The sequence below is a fragment of the Citrobacter portucalensis genome (genome assembly GCF_002042885.1).
Lineage (GTDB): Bacteria > Pseudomonadota > Gammaproteobacteria > Enterobacterales > Enterobacteriaceae > Citrobacter > Citrobacter portucalensis.
The window spans coordinates 1-20104 of the sequence record NZ_MVFY01000022.1 but is presented as its reverse complement, the minus strand read 5'-3'; the positions used below and the strand labels follow the sequence as shown (position 1 = coordinate 20104).

Sequence of the window (20104 nt, the reverse complement as noted above, 5' to 3'; positions counted from 1 at the left end):
AAATGCGAAAGAGACCTAAGAGAGTAGCGCTCGCGTGCAGATCTGATCAAGCAGCGCCTGCTGATGACTGATAATGAGCATACCCAATGGCCGACGCTGAGATTCTTCAAGCAGCAGCGCCCAGATATCCCGTTGAATAGAAGGATCAAGCTGGGCTGTAATTTCATCGGCAATAAGAAAACGTGTCCGCGGGTCCAGCGCGCGAAGTAAAGCAATTCGCGCCAGTTCACCACCAGAAAGTTGTCCGGGACGGCGGGTTAACCACTCTGGATTGATGTGAAGACGGGTAAGCATTGCAGCATCCGGTCGCCATGCATCATGCACCGCATCACCGGTGCTGCGTCGGGGGTTAAAAGTTAATTCTGGATGCTGTGGCACCAGTTGCACCGGACAATACTGGTGCATCGGCAACGGTTGGTCATCAATCAGAATGTCACCGGAAGTTGGTTTCTGCCAGCCCGCCAGCACGCGTCCCAGCGTCGTTTTGCCAGTTCCACTGGGCGCACAAATCCCAATACGTTCTCCAGGGCGTAGAGAAAAGGTCAGATTTTGCCACAGAACCTTTTCCCCCTGACGGATTGTTACATCACGACAGCACAGCATCGCGCTCTCCAAAAAGTTGATTTCTTTCAGGCAGCGCCCGCCATTGTCGTTGCAGGTGTTCGCTAATCTCTCCGCGTAACAGCTGTTCCCGGCTGACGTTATCCGACACCCTTCCCTGATGCAGTGCGACAATACGATCCGCATGGCGGGCCGCCAGCGTGAGGTCATGCGTTACCCACAAAACACCAGCCCCTTGCTCACATTGCTCACGCAACTGTTCAAGCAGTTGATTAGCGAGAGGTGCATCAAGCCAGGCGGTAATTTCATCCGCCAGAATATAGCGAGCCTGACTCAGAGACGCATGACAAGCCAGAACACGTTTTGCCATACCGCCTGAAAGCTGACGCGGAAAAGCATCTAATACGCGACTTTCCAGTCGGCTACGCTGGAGCAATCGTTCAATTTTTCCGGCATTCCACTGCTGGTCAGAAAGCTGGCATGCCCTGCGCAGATGCTTTTCAATCGAGAGCAGCGGGTTAAGTGCCTGAATACCTTGTGGGACGTAGCTGAAGGTATTGCCACGACATTTGCGAATATCATCACTGCCCAGCGCTTTACCTTCCAGGGTAATAACGCCGTTGAAACGCAAATTGTCTGGTAAGAGATCGAGCAGACATTGCAGCAACAGGCTCTTACCTTCCCCACTTCCCCCAACTAGCGCCACCATCTGACCAGGCGCTACGTCGAAAGAGATATCCTGCAACATCGAAGACCAGTTTTTCGCGCCGTACCAGCGATAACGCGCCACGTCCAGCGAGACCTGCCTTAAACTCAACATGCGTCACCTCGTAACCATAAACGATGCACCGCCCTTGCGAGCTGATCGAATAACATCACCAGACTGAACAGCATCAGTCCTGGAAACAGCACTAACCACCAGTCGCCATGACTGATAAACCTCAGCGCATCCGCCAGCAGCAGGCCCAGCGACGGTTCATGCGGTGCCAGTCCAAAACCGAGGAAGCTTAACGCCGCGCTGTGTAACACCGCATGGGGAAACATCAGCAATGTCCCGGTTAACCACTGGGGTAACAACGCCGGTAGATAGTGATGCCGCCAGCAGTAAAAATGGCCGTGTCCCAGACGCAAGGTCAACGTCAGATAGTCACTGTGGGCCACGCGCTGCGCTTCAGCACGCAGGATCAGCGCCAGACGCGGCCAGTGCGTTAGTGCAACCGCCATGATTACCCCGTTTTTCCCACCCCCCAGCGTAAAACAGATCAAAATAAGCAACAGCAGATGCGGCATCGATAGCATGGCATCAGTAATTAGACGCATAAGCACATCCAGACGCGGATGTATGCGCGAAACCGCCGCCATCATTAACGCAATGAAACCGCTGCACAACGCCGCACCAATACCAATTTGCAGACTGGTCAGTGCCCCCTGAAAACAACGGATCCACAGATCGCGACCGAGGTTATCGGTGCCAAACCAGTACATCGCATCAGGTGGAAGATGACGGGCAAGCAGATTAACGCTCAACGGGTTATCCAGCATTGCGGCACCATACACTGCAATGAATAACAGGCAGCTAAAAGAGAACAAAAGACGAATTAGCGTCGGCGTCGGGTTATAGAGCATCAGGTCGCTCCAGAGCACGGTTCAACATACGGACAAGCCAGGTAGACAGCGAGTTGCCAATGAACACCAGTACGGTACTGAACAACACAATCCCCATCAGTAACGGCAGATCGCCGCGTAACCCGGCATCAATGGTGGCCTGCCCCAGTCCTGGATAAGCAAAGACTTTTTCGGCCAATAGTGCACCTCCCAACAGTTCTCCCAGTGAGGCAAACTGCAAACACAGCGCAGGCGTAATTGCATGACGCAGAACCTGATGGCGTAACAATGACCAGCCTTTATCTCCCTGGGAACGCGCAAAACGGACAAATTCGCTTTTCATTACGCTGGCGATGCTTTCCCGCGTGTGAAGCGTAATTTGCCCCAGTCCCAGCAAACTGAGCGCGCAAACGGGAAGCACCAGATGACGCAGACGCTCGGTCAGCGTCACCATATCGCCGCTGTTGCCCGGCTCCCACGCGCAGCAGACCGGAAATACCGGCCAGCGCACGGCAAATAGCGCCAGCAGCAACATGCCAATCCAGAAGGTCGGCAGCGAAGAAAGCAGATAGCTGAGGCGACAGATTGCTTTGTCCGGCCAGCGATTCAGGTAGCGACCCGCGACAAACCCCATTGCCGTTCCCAATATGCCGGAGAGTAGCCACGCGCCGCCAAGCAGCGCAAACGAGGTGGAAAAGCGTTCCTTGATCACGCTGGCAACCGGCGCATTAAACAACATGGAATAGCCGAGATCGCCCTGCAATACACGAACAAACCAGTGACCAAAACGCTCCCATAGCGGCTGGTCCAATCCCCAGCGAGCAGCAATGCGTGCATATTGCTCCGGCGGCACATGCAGGAGATCGTTGCCGATATAAGCGCGAATCGGATCGACTGGAGAAAAACTGAGCAGCACAAAAGTGCCAGCCGCAACCAGCACTAATAGCACAATCAGCCGTAGAAAATGGCCCACAACAGACTTCATCAACGGCAGGTCCAGGTCCATTCGTCCAAATTATTGAGCAGTGACCAGCTACCGTGAATCTCCGGTGCGCCTTTGCCTAAATCAATACACGGATTTGCCAGATAAGTGTGCTGAATATTCAGCAGCCATGCCCAGGCAGCATCGCCCTGCACGCCAGCCCCTTGCTTACCATCCCACTCCACCTGTTGCCAGAAAGGCAACGCTTTTTGCCAGTCTGGGGCGTCGATAGCCTGTTTAAGGTGCTGTTCAACAACAGGATTGCTGTAATAGCCTGGATTGTAATATTCCACACCCGCGGCCTGATTACTGTAATGATGGAAAAGCTCCATCGGATCCAGGCTTCCCCAACCAAATAACGTCGGGTTCGCATGCATGTGACGTTCAACGGTTTCCCAGCTTCCTGACTGTAGTGATACCTGAATGCCCACCGGTTCCAGCATTGCGCGAACAGCTTCGGCTAAATCCCGGCGTGTACTGTCACCGCTGGCGTACCATAAAGTCAGTCGAGCCTCTTTGCCGTCTTTCACTCGTACGCCATCTTTACCCACCTTCCAGCCGGCTTCTTCCAGAATCGTACGTGCTTTTTCGCTATCACCATCTTTGAACGCAACGGATTGCCCCTGCCATGGCAGCCCCTGCACTGCGCTATACGCAGGAATCGCATGACCCTCCATGACCTGATCGGCAAGCTGCTTACGGTCGATGGCATAGTTGATGGCACGCCTGATGGCAACATCGGCAGTGATATCGTTCCCAATCGGATAGCCATTGGCGTCTTTTTTACCTGCAGGAACCATCGGGAACACAATGCCCCGGTTTTCCACGCTATCGCGTACCCAAAGTTTCAAATTTGTCTGCTGAGGAGCGACCGCCATCGACGGCGCGATACGTACGAGTCCCAGTTGGCCACTGCGCGCTGCGGCATAAGCGTTATCTTCATCAAGGAAGACAAACACCAGCTTACTGAAATCATTTTTCTTACCGGCATACCAGGGGTTAGCCTCCACGATCAACTGCTGCCCCGGCTGAAAACTCACCAGCCGATAAGGACCCGCGCCAATCGGATTTTTGGCAAATGTTTTTTCGTCATACCGTTTCGCCGGAACAATACCCAAAGAACCCAGCACATTCACAAAGGTGCTCTGTGGGCTATTCAGCGTAATTTCTACCGTACGGTTATCTTTCAGGCTGGCATGAGTGAAGTTTCCCATGTCGATTTTGCCGCCGCTTTTTGCTGCTTTGTTATAGGTGAACACCACATCTTCAGCGGTTAGCGGGGAACCATCAGAGAATTTAAGGTCAGGTTTTAACGTCAACGTCCAGATTTTGCCGTCTGCGCTGGTCTCTACTTTTTCCGTCAGCAGGTTTCCCCAGCTCATATCTGCATTTTGTTTTAATAATGGTGCATGTAAAAGCAAATAGCTGCCATGACTCCAGCCCAGCATCGGGTCAAACCCTTCCGTTGGTTCTGGTCCAATTGCCAGTTTTAACGTCTGCCCTTCGCTCGCATTTTGCGCGGCAAGAAGTGGTGAGGTTAATGCGAGAGTCAATGCGCACGTAAGTAGTGCCAGCTTGCCTTTGATCATTATGTTATCCAGATTTACGTTATTTTTATGCTGCATAACGATTTACCGTCGTTAAGCAGTCTCCTGGGGAAGGGATTATGGCGGACAGAAATGATGAAAAAAATGATGCGGCGCAGAAAAGTATGACGATTCTCTAAAATTATCATACTTTTTTCTGATACTCCGTTATGAGTACGATGTGAATCTCAGAAAATAGATTAATCCCTCGCCATTTATTCACAGGAATATTAATCCCGAACTAATAATTGCCTGTGCGGACTATTGGCCCTTCCTGCTAATTCCTTATCTAAAACCCATGACAATTTATGTATATTTATTAAAGAAAAACACCAGAAGTGACAAGTTATGTAAATTTGTAATGATAATTATTTGTATTATCATTTCCATCAATTATCTTACTGCCTTTGAATTTTTAACAAAGGAAGTTTGACTATGCGTTTAAAACCTGTTGCCTCTGTCGTTCTGTCCTGTTTAGGATTTTCCAGCCCCCTGGTATTTGCTGAAGATGTCATGGTGGTAACCGCTTCCGGTTATGAAAAGAAAATCACTAATGCCGCCGCCAGCGTCTCTGTTATTTCTCAGCAAGAGTTACAAACCAATAAATATAATGACTTAGGTGAAGCCCTGCGTTCTGTTGAAGGGGTTGATGTTGAAAGCAGCACCGGTAAAACCGGCGGTCTGGAGATCAGCATCCGTGGCATGCCTGCCAGCTATACCTTGATCCTGATTGACGGTATTCGTCAAAACGGCAGCAGCGACGTAACGCCAAACGGTTTCTCTGCCATGAATACCAGCTTTATGCCCCCGCTGGCGGCAATCGATCATATTGAGGTGATCCGCGGCCCGATGTCGACGCTTTATGGGTCCGACGCAATCGGTGGCGTGGTGAATATCATCACCAAAAAAAGCACCGATAAATGGAGCACTTCCATCAATACCGGCGTTAACCTGCAAGAGAGTAATAAATGGGGTAACAGTACGGTCGCCAACTTCTGGTCAAGCGGCCCGTTGATTGCGGGCGTACTGGATATGCAGGTTCGGGGGAGCACAACCCAGCGTCAGGGTTCCAGCGTCACCTCCCTCAGCGATACCTCCTCCACCCGCGTACCTTATCCTACCGAATCGGAAAACTATAATATTGGCACGCGCCTCGACTGGAAAACCAATGAGAACAATACGCTGTGGTTAGATCTCGACTCCGCCAGACAGCGCTATGACAACGATGACGGGCAGTTGGGCAACCTGACAGGGGGGTATGATAAAACGCTACGCTATGAGCGTAACAAAGTGACCCTCGGCCACGATACAGCCTTAACGTTCGGCACCTGGAAATCCTCCCTCGGCTGGAATGAAACCGAAAACAAAGGCCGGCAATTGGTATCTTCCGCACTCACACCAGAGAACGCAGGCCGGGCCGGTGACGCGCGTGAACTGAAGAACACCAACGTCATTCTTGACTCAGTGCTGCTGACGCCATTAGGTGATTCGCACCTCTTAACCCTTGGCGGAGAATTCTGGGATGCCCGGATGAAAGATGGTGTGGTACTGGCCAATACCGGCGAGACGTTCCATCAAAAAACGTGGGCAGCCTATGCGGAAGATGAATGGCATATTCTCGACTCGCTGGCCTTAACCGCAGGAACACGCTATGAGCATAACGATGTCTTTGGCGGTCATCTCAGCCCGCGTGCCTATATGGTCTGGGACGCATCCGACGAATGGACCCTCAAAGGCGGCGTAACGACAGGTTATAAAGCACCATCACTAAGCCAGTTGCATAACGGGATCAGCGGTGTAACCGCGCAGGGAACGGTGAATACGGTCGGTAACCCGGACCTCAAACCTGAGGAAAGTATCAGCTACGAAACCGGGCTGTATTACGAGAACGACGCCGGGCTTAACGCCAACATTACCGGCTTCTATACCGAATACAAAAATAAAATTGTCTCATATTCTATCGATGATAATACCAACAGCTATACCAACAGCGGCAAGGCAAGGACCGATGGCGTTGAATTTGCCAGCACCTTCCCTCTATGGTCGGATGTGCTGACCTTATCTCTCAACTACACCTACACTCAGAGCAAGCAAAAAGATGGTGACAATAAAGGCGCGCCATTAAGTTACACACCAAAACATATGGCTAACGCCCGTCTGAACTGGCAGGCAACGGAAGATATGAACGCCTGGCTCAGCGCACGTTATCGCGGCAAAGCCCCACGCTTTACCGAAAATTACGACAACCTTAGCGCGGTACAAAAGGCCGTCTATGACGATAAAGGCGCTGATTTAAAAGCCTGGACCGTTGTCGATATGGGGATGTCTTATAAGCTGACCAAAGATCTGACGCTTAATACGGCGGTTAATAACGTGCTGGATAAAGACTTTAGTGAGGTCAAATTGTACCAGGTGGGCCGCAATAGCACCTACGCAGGTGATTATTATCAGACTGCACAATCCACTACCGGATACGTAAACCCTGGTCGTAACTACTGGGTATCTTTAAATTATCAGTTCTAATTTTATAAGATCCTGTTGGTCGAGCTATCACGTGCATCCCATCCAGCCGGTATCATTCAGAATAATATCCTGAATGATTTCATAGAGTCGCCTTACAAAGGCGACTCACATCTTCTTCTAACCGCATCCCTAATTCGTTTATCCCAACATAAACCTAATCGCCTTGTCCATAGCACGGTACATTCATAACCGCCATGAATTATATTCATTCAGAATAATTACCATGAGTCATAATTACATTTCGTATTTTTATGAATTCATTCATCAACTTTATATAATAAAAGTCAACATTATTACTGATTTGAAAGCCCATAAAGAAAGTGGTAACATTTGCAAAAATAATATTCATGGTAAAAGCAATGATTATCACACACAATATATTAAATAAGATAATGGAAAATAGAATTTCCGATGATTGCATTATTTACCTGTCCGGACCATCATCATTGGACACGCCATTAAGTAGAATGCGTGATAAAAATTTTATTTGCGTAAACGGAAGTGCCGGTCATTTAATCGACAACAACATCCCTATTTTTATCTATGTTGTTTGTGATGGCTCATTTTATGAAAACAATAAAGACTTATTTCATAAGTATTCCTCCTGTGCTCAGCATACCTTTATTAGTGAAGATGTTATTAAAAGAGCTGATTCAACAGAGGCAGAGTACTTGCTCAACACATGTTTTCTGTTAAAGGACATTTGCAAATCCAGAGGTGGTATCGGTAGAAAGATTCGCTATAAAATAAAAACAATGACTAACAGGAATCTTCGAATTAAATGTTCTGCATTCAGAAAAGTGAAAACAATTGCATTTTCAACTAATGTAACACATGGCCATTTTGGTAGTGCTACGGTCGCATTTAGCGCGTTACAAATAGCCATTAGTCTAAAGTTTGAAAGAATAATTTTTTCCGGTTTAGATTTGAAAGGTAGCTGTAAACGGTTTTACAACGAAGTTAACGCCCAACCCACGACTCTCCCCGCTGATCTTAGCTTTATATTAAGGTCGTTTTCTTATGTAAGTAGCCACTATGACGGTAAGATCTACAATCTTTCCCCACAAACTGCTATTCCCTACGATGTTATTCCGTTCATCAAGACAGAAGAAGTAGCTTGTTCCAGCTCCTACTAGCAATACACCAATGATAAGAATATTTAAACAATCAATATAAAAACACCCCTTCCTGCACCATTAGGTACAATGCCAAAACAATAACCCCGACGATACCGCCTAAAAATAGTACTGCGGCAATCGCAAGCTGGTTGCGATTTGTGTTCTTCGCTTTGCTTCGCACATCCAACTTATTTTTCGCCGCTCTGTGACTTGAATCACGCTCCATCGCGAATGTTATATCTGCCATACCATTATCCAGTTGCTGTATATGAAAACATAAATAACCACCACATCGATAAGGGTATAGATTTTAACTAACAGAATCTGAGATTTGTCTCACGATAAAGATAATCGTCGGATTTTTGCTACCGAAGCAGATTTCATGCTCACTTTTGATCAATAAGGTTATCTTGTATTTATTCGACAAAAACCTTCACTTTAGGCTTTGACAGCAGAATCATGACGAACTCAGTGAAGGTTACTGGTTTATAGAAATAGTACCCTTGCAGGAAAACAATGTTGTTTTTGTTGAGATAATCGAGCTGAGCCTTCGTTTCAACCCCTTCAGCAACTATGCTTAAAGACAGTTTGCGCGCCAAATCGAGGACGCAATCCAAAATTCGGGTTGAATCGGGAAGCTCATTTACCCTTCCCACAAAGCTCTGATCGATTTTAATGTAATCAATGTGCAGGTCATGCAAATAAGAAAGCCCAGAATAGCCCGTACCAAAATCATCCAGCGCAATCACAAAGCCATTCTCATGCAGGATATTGAGCCTCTGCACAAGATCTTCATCCACATCTAACGGCTCGCGCTCAGTAACTTCGATTACCAGATTGAGGTCATCGCGGTTAAAACTATCCCTGTAATGCAGGCACTCCTGCACGAATGTAGGGGATGTGATATGGGATGCGCTGAAGTTAATGCCGACATGGAAGCCGGATGGCAGTTTGCTGGCAATGGCGTTCATGTTTTCCGCGACCTGCCTCATCAGGCTTTGAGTTAGTGGCACTATCAGACCTGATTTTTCAGCGACGGGAATGAAGGAAGCAGGAGAGATATATCCGGCTTTTGGATGTTTCCATCGGGCCAGCACTTCAACACCGCGTAACGTCCCCTCGCGACCATTTACGATAGGTTGATAAAAAGGCACGATCTCTCCTTTTACTATCGCCCTGCGCAACGTTTCTTCAGGGGTATCGTTCTTGTTCAGATACTTATCAATGGCATATGCGGCGGCGAGCGATATCAGTAGGATAAAAATCAGGATCCCTCCGCCATGCCTGATCAGCCTGTTAGCACTAAACAATGGTGGTTCAGCGTAAATGATGCTGAAGGAATATTTCGCGGAATTCACTTGGCCAAACTTCTGCGCATTTGCAGCAACAGGTTTCACATCACCCAATAAACCGAGTACTGCGTCACCCACAAGCAACGAGTAGGTTACTCCCGCTAACGGGACATTCAGTGCCCCTCGGATATGCACGCCACTTATAGTGACGATGATACGGCCTGTGCGAAAACGTGTTTGATACAGCAGAACTGGTATTTCATTCTCGGTATTGCTTGCGGGAGTCAGTTGTAAATTAGTATCAGCTATAACGGGAATATGCTTAAGTAATATCCGATTACCCGGCAAAGAGGTACACCAAACCTTCCCCTGTCGAATAATTATCAGCGTTCGCAAATGGGGTCGGAGCGCAGCTTCGGTTCCAAGTTGGTATTGCCCCTCCAAATCGCATTTTTTTTCAGCGATGTGCATAGCGGTACGGGTTGCCTGGAAAGCTTCATCAAGTATGTTATCCATATTTTTCGCGGCATATCTGGCCCCCCCGAGGGTTTCCATCGAGGAGGAATACCAAAGCTGCATATTAAGAATAAAAACACCGATTAAAAAAAGACACACCGCAGCAGTTACCGGTAAAAGTGCTTTGCGCATTCTCATGTCCTGTGGTGAAAACTGATCAGTCGTTGCGATGAGCATTGACGTGTTCTAATTTATCTCTACAGAGCATGGTAGACAGAAACAAAAGTCGCCATGCGCCCAGTCACATTTCCTCAATAACAACGTAACTTACTAATTTATTGATAAAATCATTACTGAAATTCGCAGTACAAAACCGGCGTTGCACCTCATCCAATTTTGCTATCATAGGAATGCACTAATAAGAGGTAATCAAATGAAAATCTTTATCACTGACAATGACGGGAACCTGATTCCTGTTGACGGAAAAAGCGTTGTCATCGAATTGAATAGTGGCGGAACCATCGAGATCGCCGAGGAGTACAGCCGGGACGATGTTCCTGAAGGCATTAATCTGTGGGGCGGACGAGAACCCTCCCCTTCACTCTCTTTCGAGGAAATCAAAGCCAGAACAGAAGGCCTGGGCGTTTATCCCATCGCAGCCAACGCTCTGCATGTATTTCCGTACAAACTTTCAGCAAAAGAATAATTGCACACAGCAGACGAAGCGTTTTTCTCAAACCAAAGTAAGGCCATGGTTATCATAAAAAACTCTGGCTTTGGGGGGAAGTCAGCTCGCCGATATCTGCTACTTTCTAATTGCAGCCCATGCCGGCGCTGCATTATTTCATCACTATATACAGAAGGATAATACGCTTTTGAGAGTGAAGACTGAGCATAACCATTTGAATAATTAATAAATGATTAAAATATCAAGAACATAAGCACTCAAGACCGTATGTGCGTGTTCTTAAATATTAATCGTCATCATAATGCTTATGTTACTTGTGATCACTCATAGCCTCTTTGAAAGCATCCGCTTGTGTATTAGCGGCCTGCAGTCGACTCATATTAGCACTGTAATTATTCCAATATTCTTTTTCTTCGTGATAACAAACATCACGGCTAATTCCCTTCGCTTCGCACTTTGCTAAGCGTTGTTCTTCTGATACACAACCAGACATCAAGGAAACAGCAGAAAACGCACCCAATATTATCATTAATTTATTCATATAAATAACCTTAGAATTTCCAGCCGGCGCCGACTACAATACTATTAGCTTGTGCGCCAAAGACCTTAGAACCTTCATAGCCTGCATCAACAGTGAAACCTGCAATGGGGATAAACTGAATACCAGCGCCATAGGCAAAACCTGTAGAAGTGTCAGTTTCACCATTAGCTTTGATCGCACCTCTCCCAATACCCGCCATTACATAAGGTTTTACCACATCATTTACTTTATAACTTGCGCCGACTAATGCAGAACCATAACCACGATCTATATCATTATCGTCATTTGCTGAAATGGTTAAGGATGTCATAACACCAAAATCACTCTCATCTGGGGTATAATCATATTTAGCGTTAAAACCATTAAGGTTCTGTCCATCTGTCCGGGTATGTACATAACCGCCGGTGACTACGCTTTCTCCTGCATAAACCGTCATAGCAAAACATAATGTAAAAGCCACTAAACCTGTTTTTAAACTTAGCATTTTAATAACCATTTTCATCATCAACTAATAGTAAGTAACACACATAATAAGGAATCATGCTTTGAGTTTTATTTCTCAAGCATGTTGCCAACAGAAAAACAGAAAGGTAAAAAAACATCAATCGGAGAAAATGTTCTTTTTTGGACATTACTAACACTCAGAATAATCAACTGTCATAACACGCTGATAAAAATGGATTTAAAATTAGAGTAAAAAATCTTAAAACGCTTCTTCTTTATAAAAATTTCCGATATTTTTCTTATTTTTAAAATGATTATTTCCCATCTAATAATCAATAAGATACAAACACCACTCAATTATAGTTAGTTCTCATACCCGAATAGAGTTAAATAAAGAAATATTGACAGCCATGGAAATTATTATCAAAAAAATAAAATTGTAATGGCAAAGATAAAAATTTGTTCTTCAGTGCTATTTAAATGAGTTTAATAGTATGAGCGCCAGGAAAGCATTTTGCAGGTAAAAAAAACGGGAACCTCTCGGCTCCCGTTCTCATACAAACCAAGATCTGGATTACATGTTTTCGATGATCGCGTCACCAAACTCTGAGCATTTCAGCAATTTAGCGCCTTCCATCAGACGTTCGAAGTCATAAGTTACGGTTTTCGCGTTGATAGCGCCTTCCATACCTTTAACAATTAAATCAGCCGCTTCGGTCCAACCCATGTGGCGCAGCATCATTTCAGCAGACAGAATGATGGAACCTGGGTTCACTTTATCCTGACCTGCATACTTCGGTGCAGTACCGTGGGTTGCTTCGAACAGAGCGCATTCGTCACCGATGTTTGCACCCGGCGCGATACCAATACCACCAACCTGTGCGGCCAACGCATCGGAGATGTAGTCACCGTTCAGGTTCATACAGGCAATCACGTCATACTCAGCCGGACGCAGCAGAATCTGTTGCAGGAACGCATCGGCGATAACGTCCTTAACCACGATCTCTTTACCGGTTTTCGGGTTCTTGATTTTCACCCATGGACCGCCGTCGATCAGTTCACCACCGAATTCTTCACGCGCTAACTGGTAACCCCAGTCTTTGAACGCGCCTTCGGTGAACTTCATGATGTTGCCTTTGTGTACCAGGGTAACTGAATCACGATCGTTGGCGATGGCGTATTCAATCGCTGCACGTACCAGACGTTTAGTCCCTTCTTCAGAACACGGTTTGATACCAATGCCGCAATGTTCCGGGAAGCGGATTTTCTTCACGCCCATCTCTTCGCGCAGGAATTTAATCACTTTCTCAGCATCGGCAGAGTCAGCTTTCCACTCGATACCCGCGTAGATGTCTTCGGAGTTTTCGCGGAAGATGACCATGTCGGTCAGTTCAGGGTGTTTAACCGGGCTTGGTGTGCCCTGATAATAACGCACCGGACGCAGGCAGACATACAGGTCAAGTTCCTGACGCAGAGCTACGTTCAGAGAGCGAATACCGCCGCCAACAGGAGTGGTCAGAGGGCCTTTAATGGCAACACGATATTCACGAATCAGATCTAAGGTTTCAGCAGGCAGCCAGACGTCCTGGCCATAAACCTGAGTGGATTTCTCGCCGGTGTAGATTTCCATCCAGGAGATTTTACGCTCGCCTTTATAGGCTTTCTCGACAGCAGCATCGACAACTTTGATCATCGGTGGGGTTACATCAACGCCGATACCGTCGCCTTCAATGAACGGGATAATCGGATTTTCAGGAACGTTGAGTTTGCCGTTTTGCAGGGTGATCTTCTTACCTTCCGCCGGAACAACTACTTTGCTTTCCATTCACCTCTCCTTCGAGCGCTTCTGGTTCTGCTCGTCTGTCATCACGCTGCATGTGCGTTTGCGTCCTGCTACACGGATGCGTTAGAGCAACTTTTTGTTAATGATTTGTAATGAGCGTGTCAATACTACCCTATTGTTCGCCGCCATGAAAGACACTCGTTCTTAGGCTATAATGCGGCAATTGATATAATCTGAAAATACCATGCAAAAAACTTCTTTTAGAAATCACCGGGTTGAGCGATTCAGCTCACGACAAGTCACTAAGCAGCGTAAAGAAAACCAGCCAAAACGCGTGGTTTTGTTCAATAAACCCTACGATGTTTTGCCACAATTTACTGACGAGGCTGGTAGAAGCACGTTAAAAGATTTTATTCCCGTGCCGGGAATTTATGCGGCGGGCCGACTCGACCGGGACAGCGAAGGGCTTTTGGTGCTGACCAATGATGGCGCGCTGCAGGCGCGGTTAACGCAACCCGGTAAGCGTACCGGGAAAATTTATTACGTCCAGGTTGAAGGTGAGCCGACAGCAGAAGCGCTGGACGCCCTGCGTAACGGAGTAACTCTCAATGATGGCCCCACGCTACCCGCAGGCATTGAAGTAGTAGAGGAACCCGTATGGCTGTGGCCGAGAAATCCGCCGATTCGGGAACGGAAAAACATTCCCACCAGCTGGTTGAAAGTTACCTTATATGAAGGTCGCAACCGTCAGGTACGTCGTATGACAGCGCATGTTGGATTTCCTACGCTGCGCCTCATCCGCTATGCCATGGGGGATTACACGCTGGAAAATCTTGCTAACGGCGAGTGGCGGGAACTGAAATCGTAACTGTACGGTTTAACGTGAGTGTTAACAGGGAAGAATGAAAAAAATGGATAAGCAGCTTTTTGCAGCATTCATCCTGCTCGGCGTGTCACCGTTTTGTTCAGCAAAACTGGACTGTGAGACAATTGCCGGAACAGCAGCCGGAGAGGCAAACTACATTTATGAGTCTGCCAAAGTAAAAACCGACTCACGCCTGCATTTCTATTCTGCACCAGCAACAGAGTGTCAACTCCCCGCGTTCATGGTCAATGGCGACACCGTCGAGGTACTCAGGAGTTCACAGCGCTACAAAAGCACGGGCATGCTTTCCAAAGATGAGCCTTATCGTTACGTACGTTATCGGGACGCTAAAGGAACCTTCGCCACCGGCTGGATCTCGGTAGATGGATTAACGCCGTTATCCAGTCCGCTTGCAGTAAGCGCGTCTTGCCAGACATGGGCAAATAAAGCGATGTCGCAGCGCGGGTTCTTACCCTCCTCCTTCGCAAACCACTATCAGGTAACAGGAGACACCCGCGCATGGTTCTATGCGATGCCAACCGAACAGTGTCGCAGCCCGTCCGTATTTTTAGTGCCCGGCGACCTCGTCTCTGTACAAGAACAATCCAACGATGATTTTATGGAAGCGGTCTACTACACCACCGATCGCCAAATCATACGCGGTTGGTTAAAAAAGTCGCAGTTACAGGCTATAAACAGCGGTGACCACTATCGCGACGACATCAACCCGCTGTCGACAGAAAAGGCAACGAGAGTCGCCACCCTTGGGCTACGTCACGACCACCAATGTATCTTTTATGAAAGCTGGAATGCTAAAAAGGCCATTGAGATTATCGTGCGCGAGGATCATCAAACCGCATTGTGCCGAGGAGGGGCCGACCCACAAACGTCACCTCCCGTGGCTTATATCAGTATCGACAAGGCCAGCGGTGAAATTAGCTGGCCAGATGTTACCGAAGGTTTTGCTGAGGAATAAGGGGAAAACATGTTCAAACCGCACGTCACGGTCGCCTGCATTGTGCATGCAGAAGATAAATTCTTAGTCGTTGAAGAAACGATCAATGGCAAAGCCTTGTGGAATCAGCCTGCAGGACACCTGGAAGCCGATGAAACGCTGGTGCAAGCCGCAGCACGCGAACTGTGGGAAGAAACGGGCATTAAAGCGCAGCCACAGCATTTCATTCGTATGCATCAATGGATTGCGCCAGACAGAACGCCCTTTTTGCGTTTTCTTTTCTCTATCGAGCTTGCCAATATGTGCGCTACAGAACCCCATGACAGCGATATAGATTGCTGTCGTTGGGTCAGCGCAGAAGAGATTTTCTCTGCGCCAAACCTGCGTTCGCCGTTGGTTGCGGAGAGTATTCGCTGTTATCTGAGCGGACAGCGCTACCCACTGGCCATGATCGGCGAATTTAACTGGCCGTTTACAGAGGGTGTCAAGTAAAGGGCTGCGTGCTAGAATATGCCGCCTTGAAGTTCAATGTCGTGAGTATTCCTATGTCTGAAAGCCCAAAAAAAGTGATCGTCGGCATGTCCGGCGGTGTCGATTCCTCCGTTTCTGCCTGGCTGTTACAACAACAGGGCTATCAGGTAGAAGGCCTGTTCATGAAGAACTGGGAAGAGGACGATGGCGAGGAATACTGCACAGCGGCCGCCGACCTTGCGGATGCGCAGGCTGTCTGTGACAAACTCGGCATTGAACTGCATACCGTCAACTTTGCCGCAGAATACTGGGACAACGTCTTTGAACTGTTCCTTGAAGAGTACAAAGCGGGCCGTACGCCGAACCCGGATATTCTGTGCAATAAAGAAATTAAGTTTAAAGCCTTCCTTGAGTTTGCCGCCGAAGATTTAGGTGCCGATTACATCGCCACCGGTCACTACGTGCGTCGCGCGGATGTCGACGGCAAAAGCCGCCTGCTGCGTGGGCTCGATGGCAATAAAGACCAGAGTTATTTCCTCTATACGCTCGGCCATGAGCAAATCGCGCAAAGCCTGTTCCCGGTCGGTGAACTGGAAAAACCGCAGGTGCGTAAAATTGCCGAAGATCTTGGTCTGATTACGGCCAAGAAAAAAGACTCCACCGGCATCTGCTTCATTGGCGAACGTAAGTTCCGCGAGTTTCTTGGTCGTTACCTGCCGGCTCAGCCAGGCAAAATCATCACCGTTGACGGCGAAGAGATTGGCCAGCATCAGGGGCTGATGTACCACACTCTGGGTCAACGTAAAGGTCTGGGTATTGGCGGAACGAAAGAAGGGACAGAAGATCCATGGTATGTGGTGGATAAAGACGTTGAGAACAACATTCTGGTTGTCGCTCAGGGTCATGAACATCCACGTCTGATGTCCGTTGGCCTGGTGGCGCAACAGCTGCATTGGGTCGATCGCGAACCGTTCACCGGCACCATGCGCTGCACGGTGAAAACCCGCTATCGTCAGACCGACATTCCGTGCACCGTTAAGGCACTGGATGCTGAGCGTATTGAAGTCATTTTCGACGAGCCAGTCGCGGCGGTCACGCCGGGTCAGTCGGCTGTCTTTTACAATGGCGAAGTGTGCCTCGGCGGCGGCATTATCGAACAACGATTGCCTCTGCCGGTATAATTACTTACACATTTGATACAAGGAAGCAGTGAACGTGGCAAAGAATTATTATGACATCACCCTCGCCCTGGCAGGCATTTGTCAGTCGGCACGCCTGGTGCAGGAACTGGCGCACCAGGGGCATTGTGATGCCGATGCATTACACGTTTCACTGAACAGTGTCATCGACATGAATCCCAGCTCTACGCTGGGCGTGTTTGGCGGCAGCGAAGCCAACCTGCGTCTTGGCCTAGAAACGCTGCTTGGCGTGCTGAACGCCAGTAGTCGTCAGGGACTGAACGCGGAACTCACCCGCTATACGCTAAGCCTGATGGTGCTGGAGCGTAAGCTGTCAGCGGCCAAGGGCGCTATGGACACGCTGGGAGACCGTATTAGCGGCTTGCAGCGCCAGCTGGACCATTTTGATTTGCAGTCAGAAACGTTGATGAGTGCGATGGCTGGCATTTATGTTGACGTCATCAGCCCACTCGGCCCGCGTATTCAGGTCACGGGTTCTCCGGCCATCCTTCAGAGCCCACAAGTACAGGCTAAAGTACGCGCTTCGCTGCTGGCTGGCATCCGTGCTGCCGTGCTCTGGCATCAGGTTGGTGGAGGCCGTCTGCAACTCATGTTTTCTCGTAATCGCCTGACGACTCAGGCAAAACAAATTCTTGCTCATTTAACCCCGGAGTTGTGATCTATGGAATTATCCTCACTGACCGCCGTTTCCCCTGTCGATGGACGCTACGGCGATAAAGTCAGCGCGCTGCGCGGGATTTTCAGCGAATACGGTTTGCTGAAATTCCGTGTACAGGTTGAAGTACGCTGGCTGCAAAAACTGGCCGCGCACGCAGCGATCAAGGAAGTTCCTGCTTTTGCTGCCGACGCAATCGGTTTCCTTGATGCGATCGTCGCTAACTTCAATGAAGAAGATGCTGCGCGCATCAAAACCATTGAGCGTACGACCAACCATGATGTGAAGGCAGTTGAGTATTTCCTGAAAGAGAAAGTGGCGGATATCCCGGAACTGCATGCTGTTTCCGAATTTATCCACTTTGCGTGTACCTCAGAAGACATCAACAACCTGTCTCACGCGCTGATGCTGAAAACCGCACGCGACGAAGTGGTTCTGCCGTACTGGCGTAAGCTTATCGACGCGGTGAAAGATCTGTCTGTACAGTATCGCGATATTCCTCTGCTCTCCCGTACCCACGGTCAGCCAGCCACCCCGTCTACGCTAGGCAAAGAAATGGCTAACGTGGCTTACCGTATGGAGCGTCAGTATCGTCAGCTCAACCAGGTTGAAATTCTTGGTAAGATCAATGGTGCAGTCGGTAACTATAATGCCCACATCGCTGCTTACCCGGAAGTTGAATGGCATCAGTTCAGCGAAGAGTTTGTCACCTCGCTGGGCATCCAGTGGAACCCGTACACCACGCAGATTGAGCCGCACGACTACATTGCCGAGCTGTTTGACTGCATCGCCCGTTTCAACACTATCCTGATCGACTTTGACCGCGATGTCTGGGGTTACGTGGCGCTGAACCATTTCAAACAGAAAACCATCGCGGGTGAAATCGGCTCTTCCACCATGCCGCACAAAGTTAACCCCATCGATTTCGAAAACTCCGAGGGTAACCTGGGTCTGTCTAACGCGGTACTGCAGCATCTGGCAAGCAAACTGCCGGTCTCCCGCTGGCAGCGTGACCTGACTGACTCTACCGTTCTGCGTAACCTGGGCGTAGGTATTGGCTATGCGCTGATCGCCTATCAGTCCACGCTGAAAGGCGTGAGCAAACTGGAAGTGAACCGCGATCATCTGCTGGATGAACTGGACCATAACTGGGAAGTTCTGGCAGAGCCGATTCAGACCGTGATGCGTCGCTACGGTATTGAAAAGCCGTACGAGAAGCTGAAAGAACTGACCCGCGGTAAGCGCGTTGACGCCGAAGGTATGAAGCAGTTTATCGACGGTCTTGCGCTGCCGGAAGAAGAGAAAACTCGCCTGAAAGCAATGACGCCTGCCAATTATATTGGTCGCGCCATCACAATGGTTGATGAACTGAAGTAATCTGTTTGATGCCGGAGCGCGCTTGCGCCTGTTCCGGCCTTCCGTTCATATCGTAGTAAGCCGGAAAGCATCAGCGTTTCCGGCTTTTTTATTGCCTGCGAGATTATCCCTTCCCCCGGTTTATTAAATGTTTATCCCCACAGCCACATAATCAGCGTTAGACTATAAAATTGATTATGTAAATTCAGTAAATACAGTTAATTACCATAAAATCAATCAGTTAATAAAAAATCGTCTTGGACAATTGCGGGCAATATGAGTCATTTCATCGCCCCCGATCATGGCCCAAACTGATTTTTGCCCCCCAAATTTGCCCCAAAAAAAGTAAAAATGGGTAGTGGTCTATCGGACATTTGGCAACCTTGAGAAGCTAAAAGCCATAATGGAATATTGGTGGTGTGGAGCTTCAAATCCTATCGTTCTAGTCAATATCATATGCTTTCAGTCTGACAGTTGGCTGAAGGTTTCTATGTGTGGACGCTTTTCACAGTCAATGACACGCGAGGACTATCTCGCCCTGCTCGCTGAAGAAGCTGAACGTGATATCCCATATGACCCGGTACCGATCGGGCGATTCAACGTGGCGCCAGGCACCAAAGTTCTGCTGCTGAGCGAACGTGACGAGAAACTTCATCTTGATCCAGTTATCTGGGGATACGCCCCCGGATGGTGGGATAAATCACCGCTAATTAATGCACGCTCTGAAACTGCTGCTACCAGCAGAATGTTTAAACCACTCTGGCATTTCCGGCAGCTATCTTCATCGCTTAAGGTCATCATATATTCATGTCAGCAATTGAATACTCTTAGTCAAAACAGTAACGTGGTTGGAATTGGAGTACTTAACACCTTGCACTGATTCTAATAAACCTATGAATATTTCTTTGTCACATTGTAAAAATGGTTAATGTAATTTTATAAAATTTGACGCAGCATTAACACATGAAAAAAGTAAAGCACCTCACAATACCTCAATAAATAATTGCATCTCTTACTATATTTA

General features: G+C 48.2%; 19 protein-coding genes and 2 pseudogenes. 11 read left to right on the top strand and 10 right to left on the bottom strand.

What is annotated here, in order from left to right; genetic code table 11:
* Positions 1-15: 15 nt before the first annotated feature.
* Genes BZK40_RS22285 through BZK40_RS22265 form a run of 5 tightly spaced genes read right to left on the bottom strand, consistent with a single transcriptional unit; the run spans position 16 to position 4773 of the window.
* Positions 16-603 (bottom strand): ATP-binding cassette domain-containing protein, encoded by a 588-nt coding sequence (locus BZK40_RS22285; RefSeq protein ID WP_008784505.1) that lies wholly within the window; start codon positions 601-603, stop codon positions 16-18.
* The gene (locus BZK40_RS22280) at positions 587-1381 is read right to left on the bottom strand and encodes an ATP-binding cassette domain-containing protein (protein ID WP_079935319.1); all 795 of its coding nucleotides are present in this window, start codon (positions 1379-1381) and stop codon (positions 587-589) included. The genes BZK40_RS22285 and BZK40_RS22280 overlap by 17 nt, the downstream gene beginning before the upstream one ends.
* Complete coding sequence (locus tag BZK40_RS22275) at positions 1375-2187, bottom strand: ABC transporter permease (protein ID WP_079935318.1); 813 nt, start codon at positions 2185-2187, stop codon at positions 1375-1377. The genes BZK40_RS22280 and BZK40_RS22275 overlap by 7 nt, the downstream gene beginning before the upstream one ends.
* Positions 2177-3151 (bottom strand): ABC transporter permease, encoded by a 975-nt coding sequence (locus BZK40_RS22270; protein ID WP_071444754.1) that lies wholly within the window; start codon positions 3149-3151, stop codon positions 2177-2179. The genes BZK40_RS22275 and BZK40_RS22270 overlap by 11 nt, the downstream gene beginning before the upstream one ends.
* Complete coding sequence (locus BZK40_RS22265) at positions 3151-4773, bottom strand: ABC transporter substrate-binding protein (RefSeq protein WP_079935317.1); 1623 nt, start codon at positions 4771-4773, stop codon at positions 3151-3153. Before BZK40_RS22265 ends, BZK40_RS22270 begins: the two co-directional genes overlap by 1 nt.
* A 396-nt stretch (positions 4774-5169) precedes the next feature.
* Between BZK40_RS22265 and BZK40_RS22260 the strand changes: the two genes are divergently transcribed.
* Positions 5170-7257, top strand: coding sequence for a TonB-dependent receptor (locus tag BZK40_RS22260; protein ID WP_079935316.1), 2088 nt, complete (start codon positions 5170-5172; stop codon positions 7255-7257).
* Between the two features lie 359 nt (positions 7258-7616).
* Positions 7617-8393 (top strand): 3-deoxy-D-manno-oct-2-ulosonate III transferase WaaZ, encoded by a 777-nt coding sequence (gene waaZ, locus BZK40_RS22255; RefSeq protein WP_079935315.1) that lies wholly within the window; start codon positions 7617-7619, stop codon positions 8391-8393.
* 31 nt (positions 8394-8424) lie between these two features.
* Here the strand turns inward: waaZ and BZK40_RS22250 are convergent, their stop codons facing one another.
* Positions 8425-8622 (bottom strand): hypothetical protein, encoded by a 198-nt coding sequence (locus BZK40_RS22250; protein WP_079935314.1) that lies wholly within the window; start codon positions 8620-8622, stop codon positions 8425-8427.
* A 169-nt stretch (positions 8623-8791) separates the two neighbouring features.
* A complete protein-coding gene (locus tag BZK40_RS22245; RefSeq protein WP_079935313.1) occupies positions 8792-10315 on the bottom strand; it encodes a cyclic di-3',5'-guanosine monophosphate phosphodiesterase PdeG in 1524 nt (507 codons plus the stop codon).
* 241 nt (positions 10316-10556) lie between these two features.
* On the opposite strand from BZK40_RS22245, the gene BZK40_RS22240 reads away from it, so the two are divergent.
* A complete protein-coding gene (locus BZK40_RS22240; RefSeq protein WP_063941461.1) occupies positions 10557-10829 on the top strand; it encodes a hypothetical protein in 273 nt (90 codons plus the stop codon).
* 88 nt (positions 10830-10917) lie between these two features.
* Positions 10918-11037: pseudogene (locus BZK40_RS22235) on the top strand (cytochrome b); the annotation flags it as partial.
* Between the two features lie 84 nt (positions 11038-11121).
* On the opposite strand, the gene BZK40_RS22230 reads toward BZK40_RS22235, so the two are convergent.
* The 3 genes from BZK40_RS22230 to icd all read right to left on the bottom strand — a co-directional run bounded on the left by BZK40_RS22230 (position 11122) and on the right by icd (position 13621).
* On the bottom strand, positions 11122-11352 hold the full coding sequence (locus BZK40_RS22230) for a hypothetical protein (protein ID WP_079935312.1): 231 nt from the start codon (positions 11350-11352) through the stop codon (positions 11122-11124).
* 10 nt (positions 11353-11362) lie between these two features.
* On the bottom strand, positions 11363-11836 hold the full coding sequence (locus tag BZK40_RS22225) for an Ail/Lom family outer membrane beta-barrel protein (RefSeq protein ID WP_253193190.1): 474 nt from the start codon (positions 11834-11836) through the stop codon (positions 11363-11365).
* 534 nt (positions 11837-12370) lie between these two features.
* Positions 12371-13621, bottom strand: a complete 1251-nt coding sequence (gene icd, locus BZK40_RS22220; RefSeq protein ID WP_079935311.1) for an NADP-dependent isocitrate dehydrogenase — start codon at positions 13619-13621, stop codon at positions 12371-12373.
* 202 nt (positions 13622-13823) lie between these two features.
* Here icd and rluE point away from each other — a divergent pair, with 202 nt between their 5' ends.
* The 7 genes and pseudogenes from rluE to BZK40_RS22180 form a co-directional block, all read left to right on the top strand.
* A complete protein-coding gene (gene rluE / locus BZK40_RS22210) occupies positions 13824-14447 on the top strand; it encodes a 23S rRNA pseudouridine(2457) synthase RluE (protein ID WP_003832405.1) in 624 nt (207 codons plus the stop codon).
* A gap of 34 nt (positions 14448-14481) precedes the next feature.
* A complete protein-coding gene (locus BZK40_RS22205; RefSeq protein WP_079935310.1) occupies positions 14482-15420 on the top strand; it encodes a hypothetical protein in 939 nt (312 codons plus the stop codon).
* A gap of 9 nt (positions 15421-15429) precedes the next feature.
* Complete coding sequence (locus BZK40_RS22200; protein ID WP_048235585.1) at positions 15430-15891, top strand: NUDIX hydrolase; 462 nt, start codon at positions 15430-15432, stop codon at positions 15889-15891.
* A 53-nt stretch (positions 15892-15944) separates the two neighbouring features.
* Positions 15945-17051 carry a tRNA 2-thiouridine(34) synthase MnmA gene (gene mnmA / locus BZK40_RS22195; RefSeq protein WP_003832402.1) on the top strand — a complete coding sequence of 369 codons (1107 nt, stop codon included), beginning with the start codon at positions 15945-15947 and terminating at the stop codon, positions 17049-17051.
* A 34-nt stretch (positions 17052-17085) separates the two neighbouring features.
* Positions 17086-17727 (top strand): high frequency lysogenization protein HflD, encoded by a 642-nt coding sequence (gene hflD / locus BZK40_RS22190; RefSeq protein ID WP_003832401.1) that lies wholly within the window; start codon positions 17086-17088, stop codon positions 17725-17727.
* A gap of 3 nt (positions 17728-17730) precedes the next feature.
* On the top strand, positions 17731-19101 hold the full coding sequence (gene purB, locus BZK40_RS22185) for an adenylosuccinate lyase (RefSeq protein ID WP_079935309.1): 1371 nt from the start codon (positions 17731-17733) through the stop codon (positions 19099-19101).
* 469 nt (positions 19102-19570) lie between these two features.
* Positions 19571-19843, top strand: a pseudogene (locus tag BZK40_RS22180) (SOS response-associated peptidase family protein); the annotation flags it as partial.
* Positions 19844-20104: the final 261 nt, after the last annotated feature.

Coding starts and splice junctions, on each gene's coding strand:
- BZK40_RS22205 (WP_079935310.1), top strand. CDS start 14,482: ATGAAAAAAATGGATAAGCAGCTTTTTGCAGCATTCATCCTGCTCGGC.
- BZK40_RS22245 (WP_079935313.1), bottom strand. CDS start 10,315: ATGCGCAAAGCACTTTTACCGGTAACTGCTGCGGTGTGTCTTTTTTTA.
- BZK40_RS22260 (WP_079935316.1), top strand. CDS start 5,170: ATGCGTTTAAAACCTGTTGCCTCTGTCGTTCTGTCCTGTTTAGGATTT.
- BZK40_RS22270 (WP_071444754.1), bottom strand. CDS start 3,151: ATGAAGTCTGTTGTGGGCCATTTTCTACGGCTGATTGTGCTATTAGTG.
- BZK40_RS22250 (WP_079935314.1), bottom strand. CDS start 8,622: ATGGCAGATATAACATTCGCGATGGAGCGTGATTCAAGTCACAGAGCG.
- BZK40_RS22285 (WP_008784505.1), bottom strand. CDS start 603: ATGCTGTGCTGTCGTGATGTAACAATCCGTCAGGGGGAAAAGGTTCTG.
- icd (WP_079935311.1), bottom strand. CDS start 13,621: ATGGAAAGCAAAGTAGTTGTTCCGGCGGAAGGTAAGAAGATCACCCTG.
- BZK40_RS22275 (WP_079935318.1), bottom strand. CDS start 2,187: ATGCTCTATAACCCGACGCCGACGCTAATTCGTCTTTTGTTCTCTTTT.
- BZK40_RS22240 (WP_063941461.1), top strand. CDS start 10,557: ATGAAAATCTTTATCACTGACAATGACGGGAACCTGATTCCTGTTGAC.
- BZK40_RS22200 (WP_048235585.1), top strand. CDS start 15,430: ATGTTCAAACCGCACGTCACGGTCGCCTGCATTGTGCATGCAGAAGAT.
- purB (WP_079935309.1), top strand. CDS start 17,731: ATGGAATTATCCTCACTGACCGCCGTTTCCCCTGTCGATGGACGCTAC.
- rluE (WP_003832405.1), top strand. CDS start 13,824: ATGCAAAAAACTTCTTTTAGAAATCACCGGGTTGAGCGATTCAGCTCA.
- waaZ (WP_079935315.1), top strand. CDS start 7,617: ATGATTATCACACACAATATATTAAATAAGATAATGGAAAATAGAATT.
- mnmA (WP_003832402.1), top strand. CDS start 15,945: ATGTCTGAAAGCCCAAAAAAAGTGATCGTCGGCATGTCCGGCGGTGTC.
- BZK40_RS22230 (WP_079935312.1), bottom strand. CDS start 11,352: ATGAATAAATTAATGATAATATTGGGTGCGTTTTCTGCTGTTTCCTTG.
- BZK40_RS22265 (WP_079935317.1), bottom strand. CDS start 4,773: ATGCAGCATAAAAATAACGTAAATCTGGATAACATAATGATCAAAGGC.
- BZK40_RS22225 (WP_253193190.1), bottom strand. CDS start 11,836: ATGCTAAGTTTAAAAACAGGTTTAGTGGCTTTTACATTATGTTTTGCT.
- BZK40_RS22280 (WP_079935319.1), bottom strand. CDS start 1,381: ATGTTGAGTTTAAGGCAGGTCTCGCTGGACGTGGCGCGTTATCGCTGG.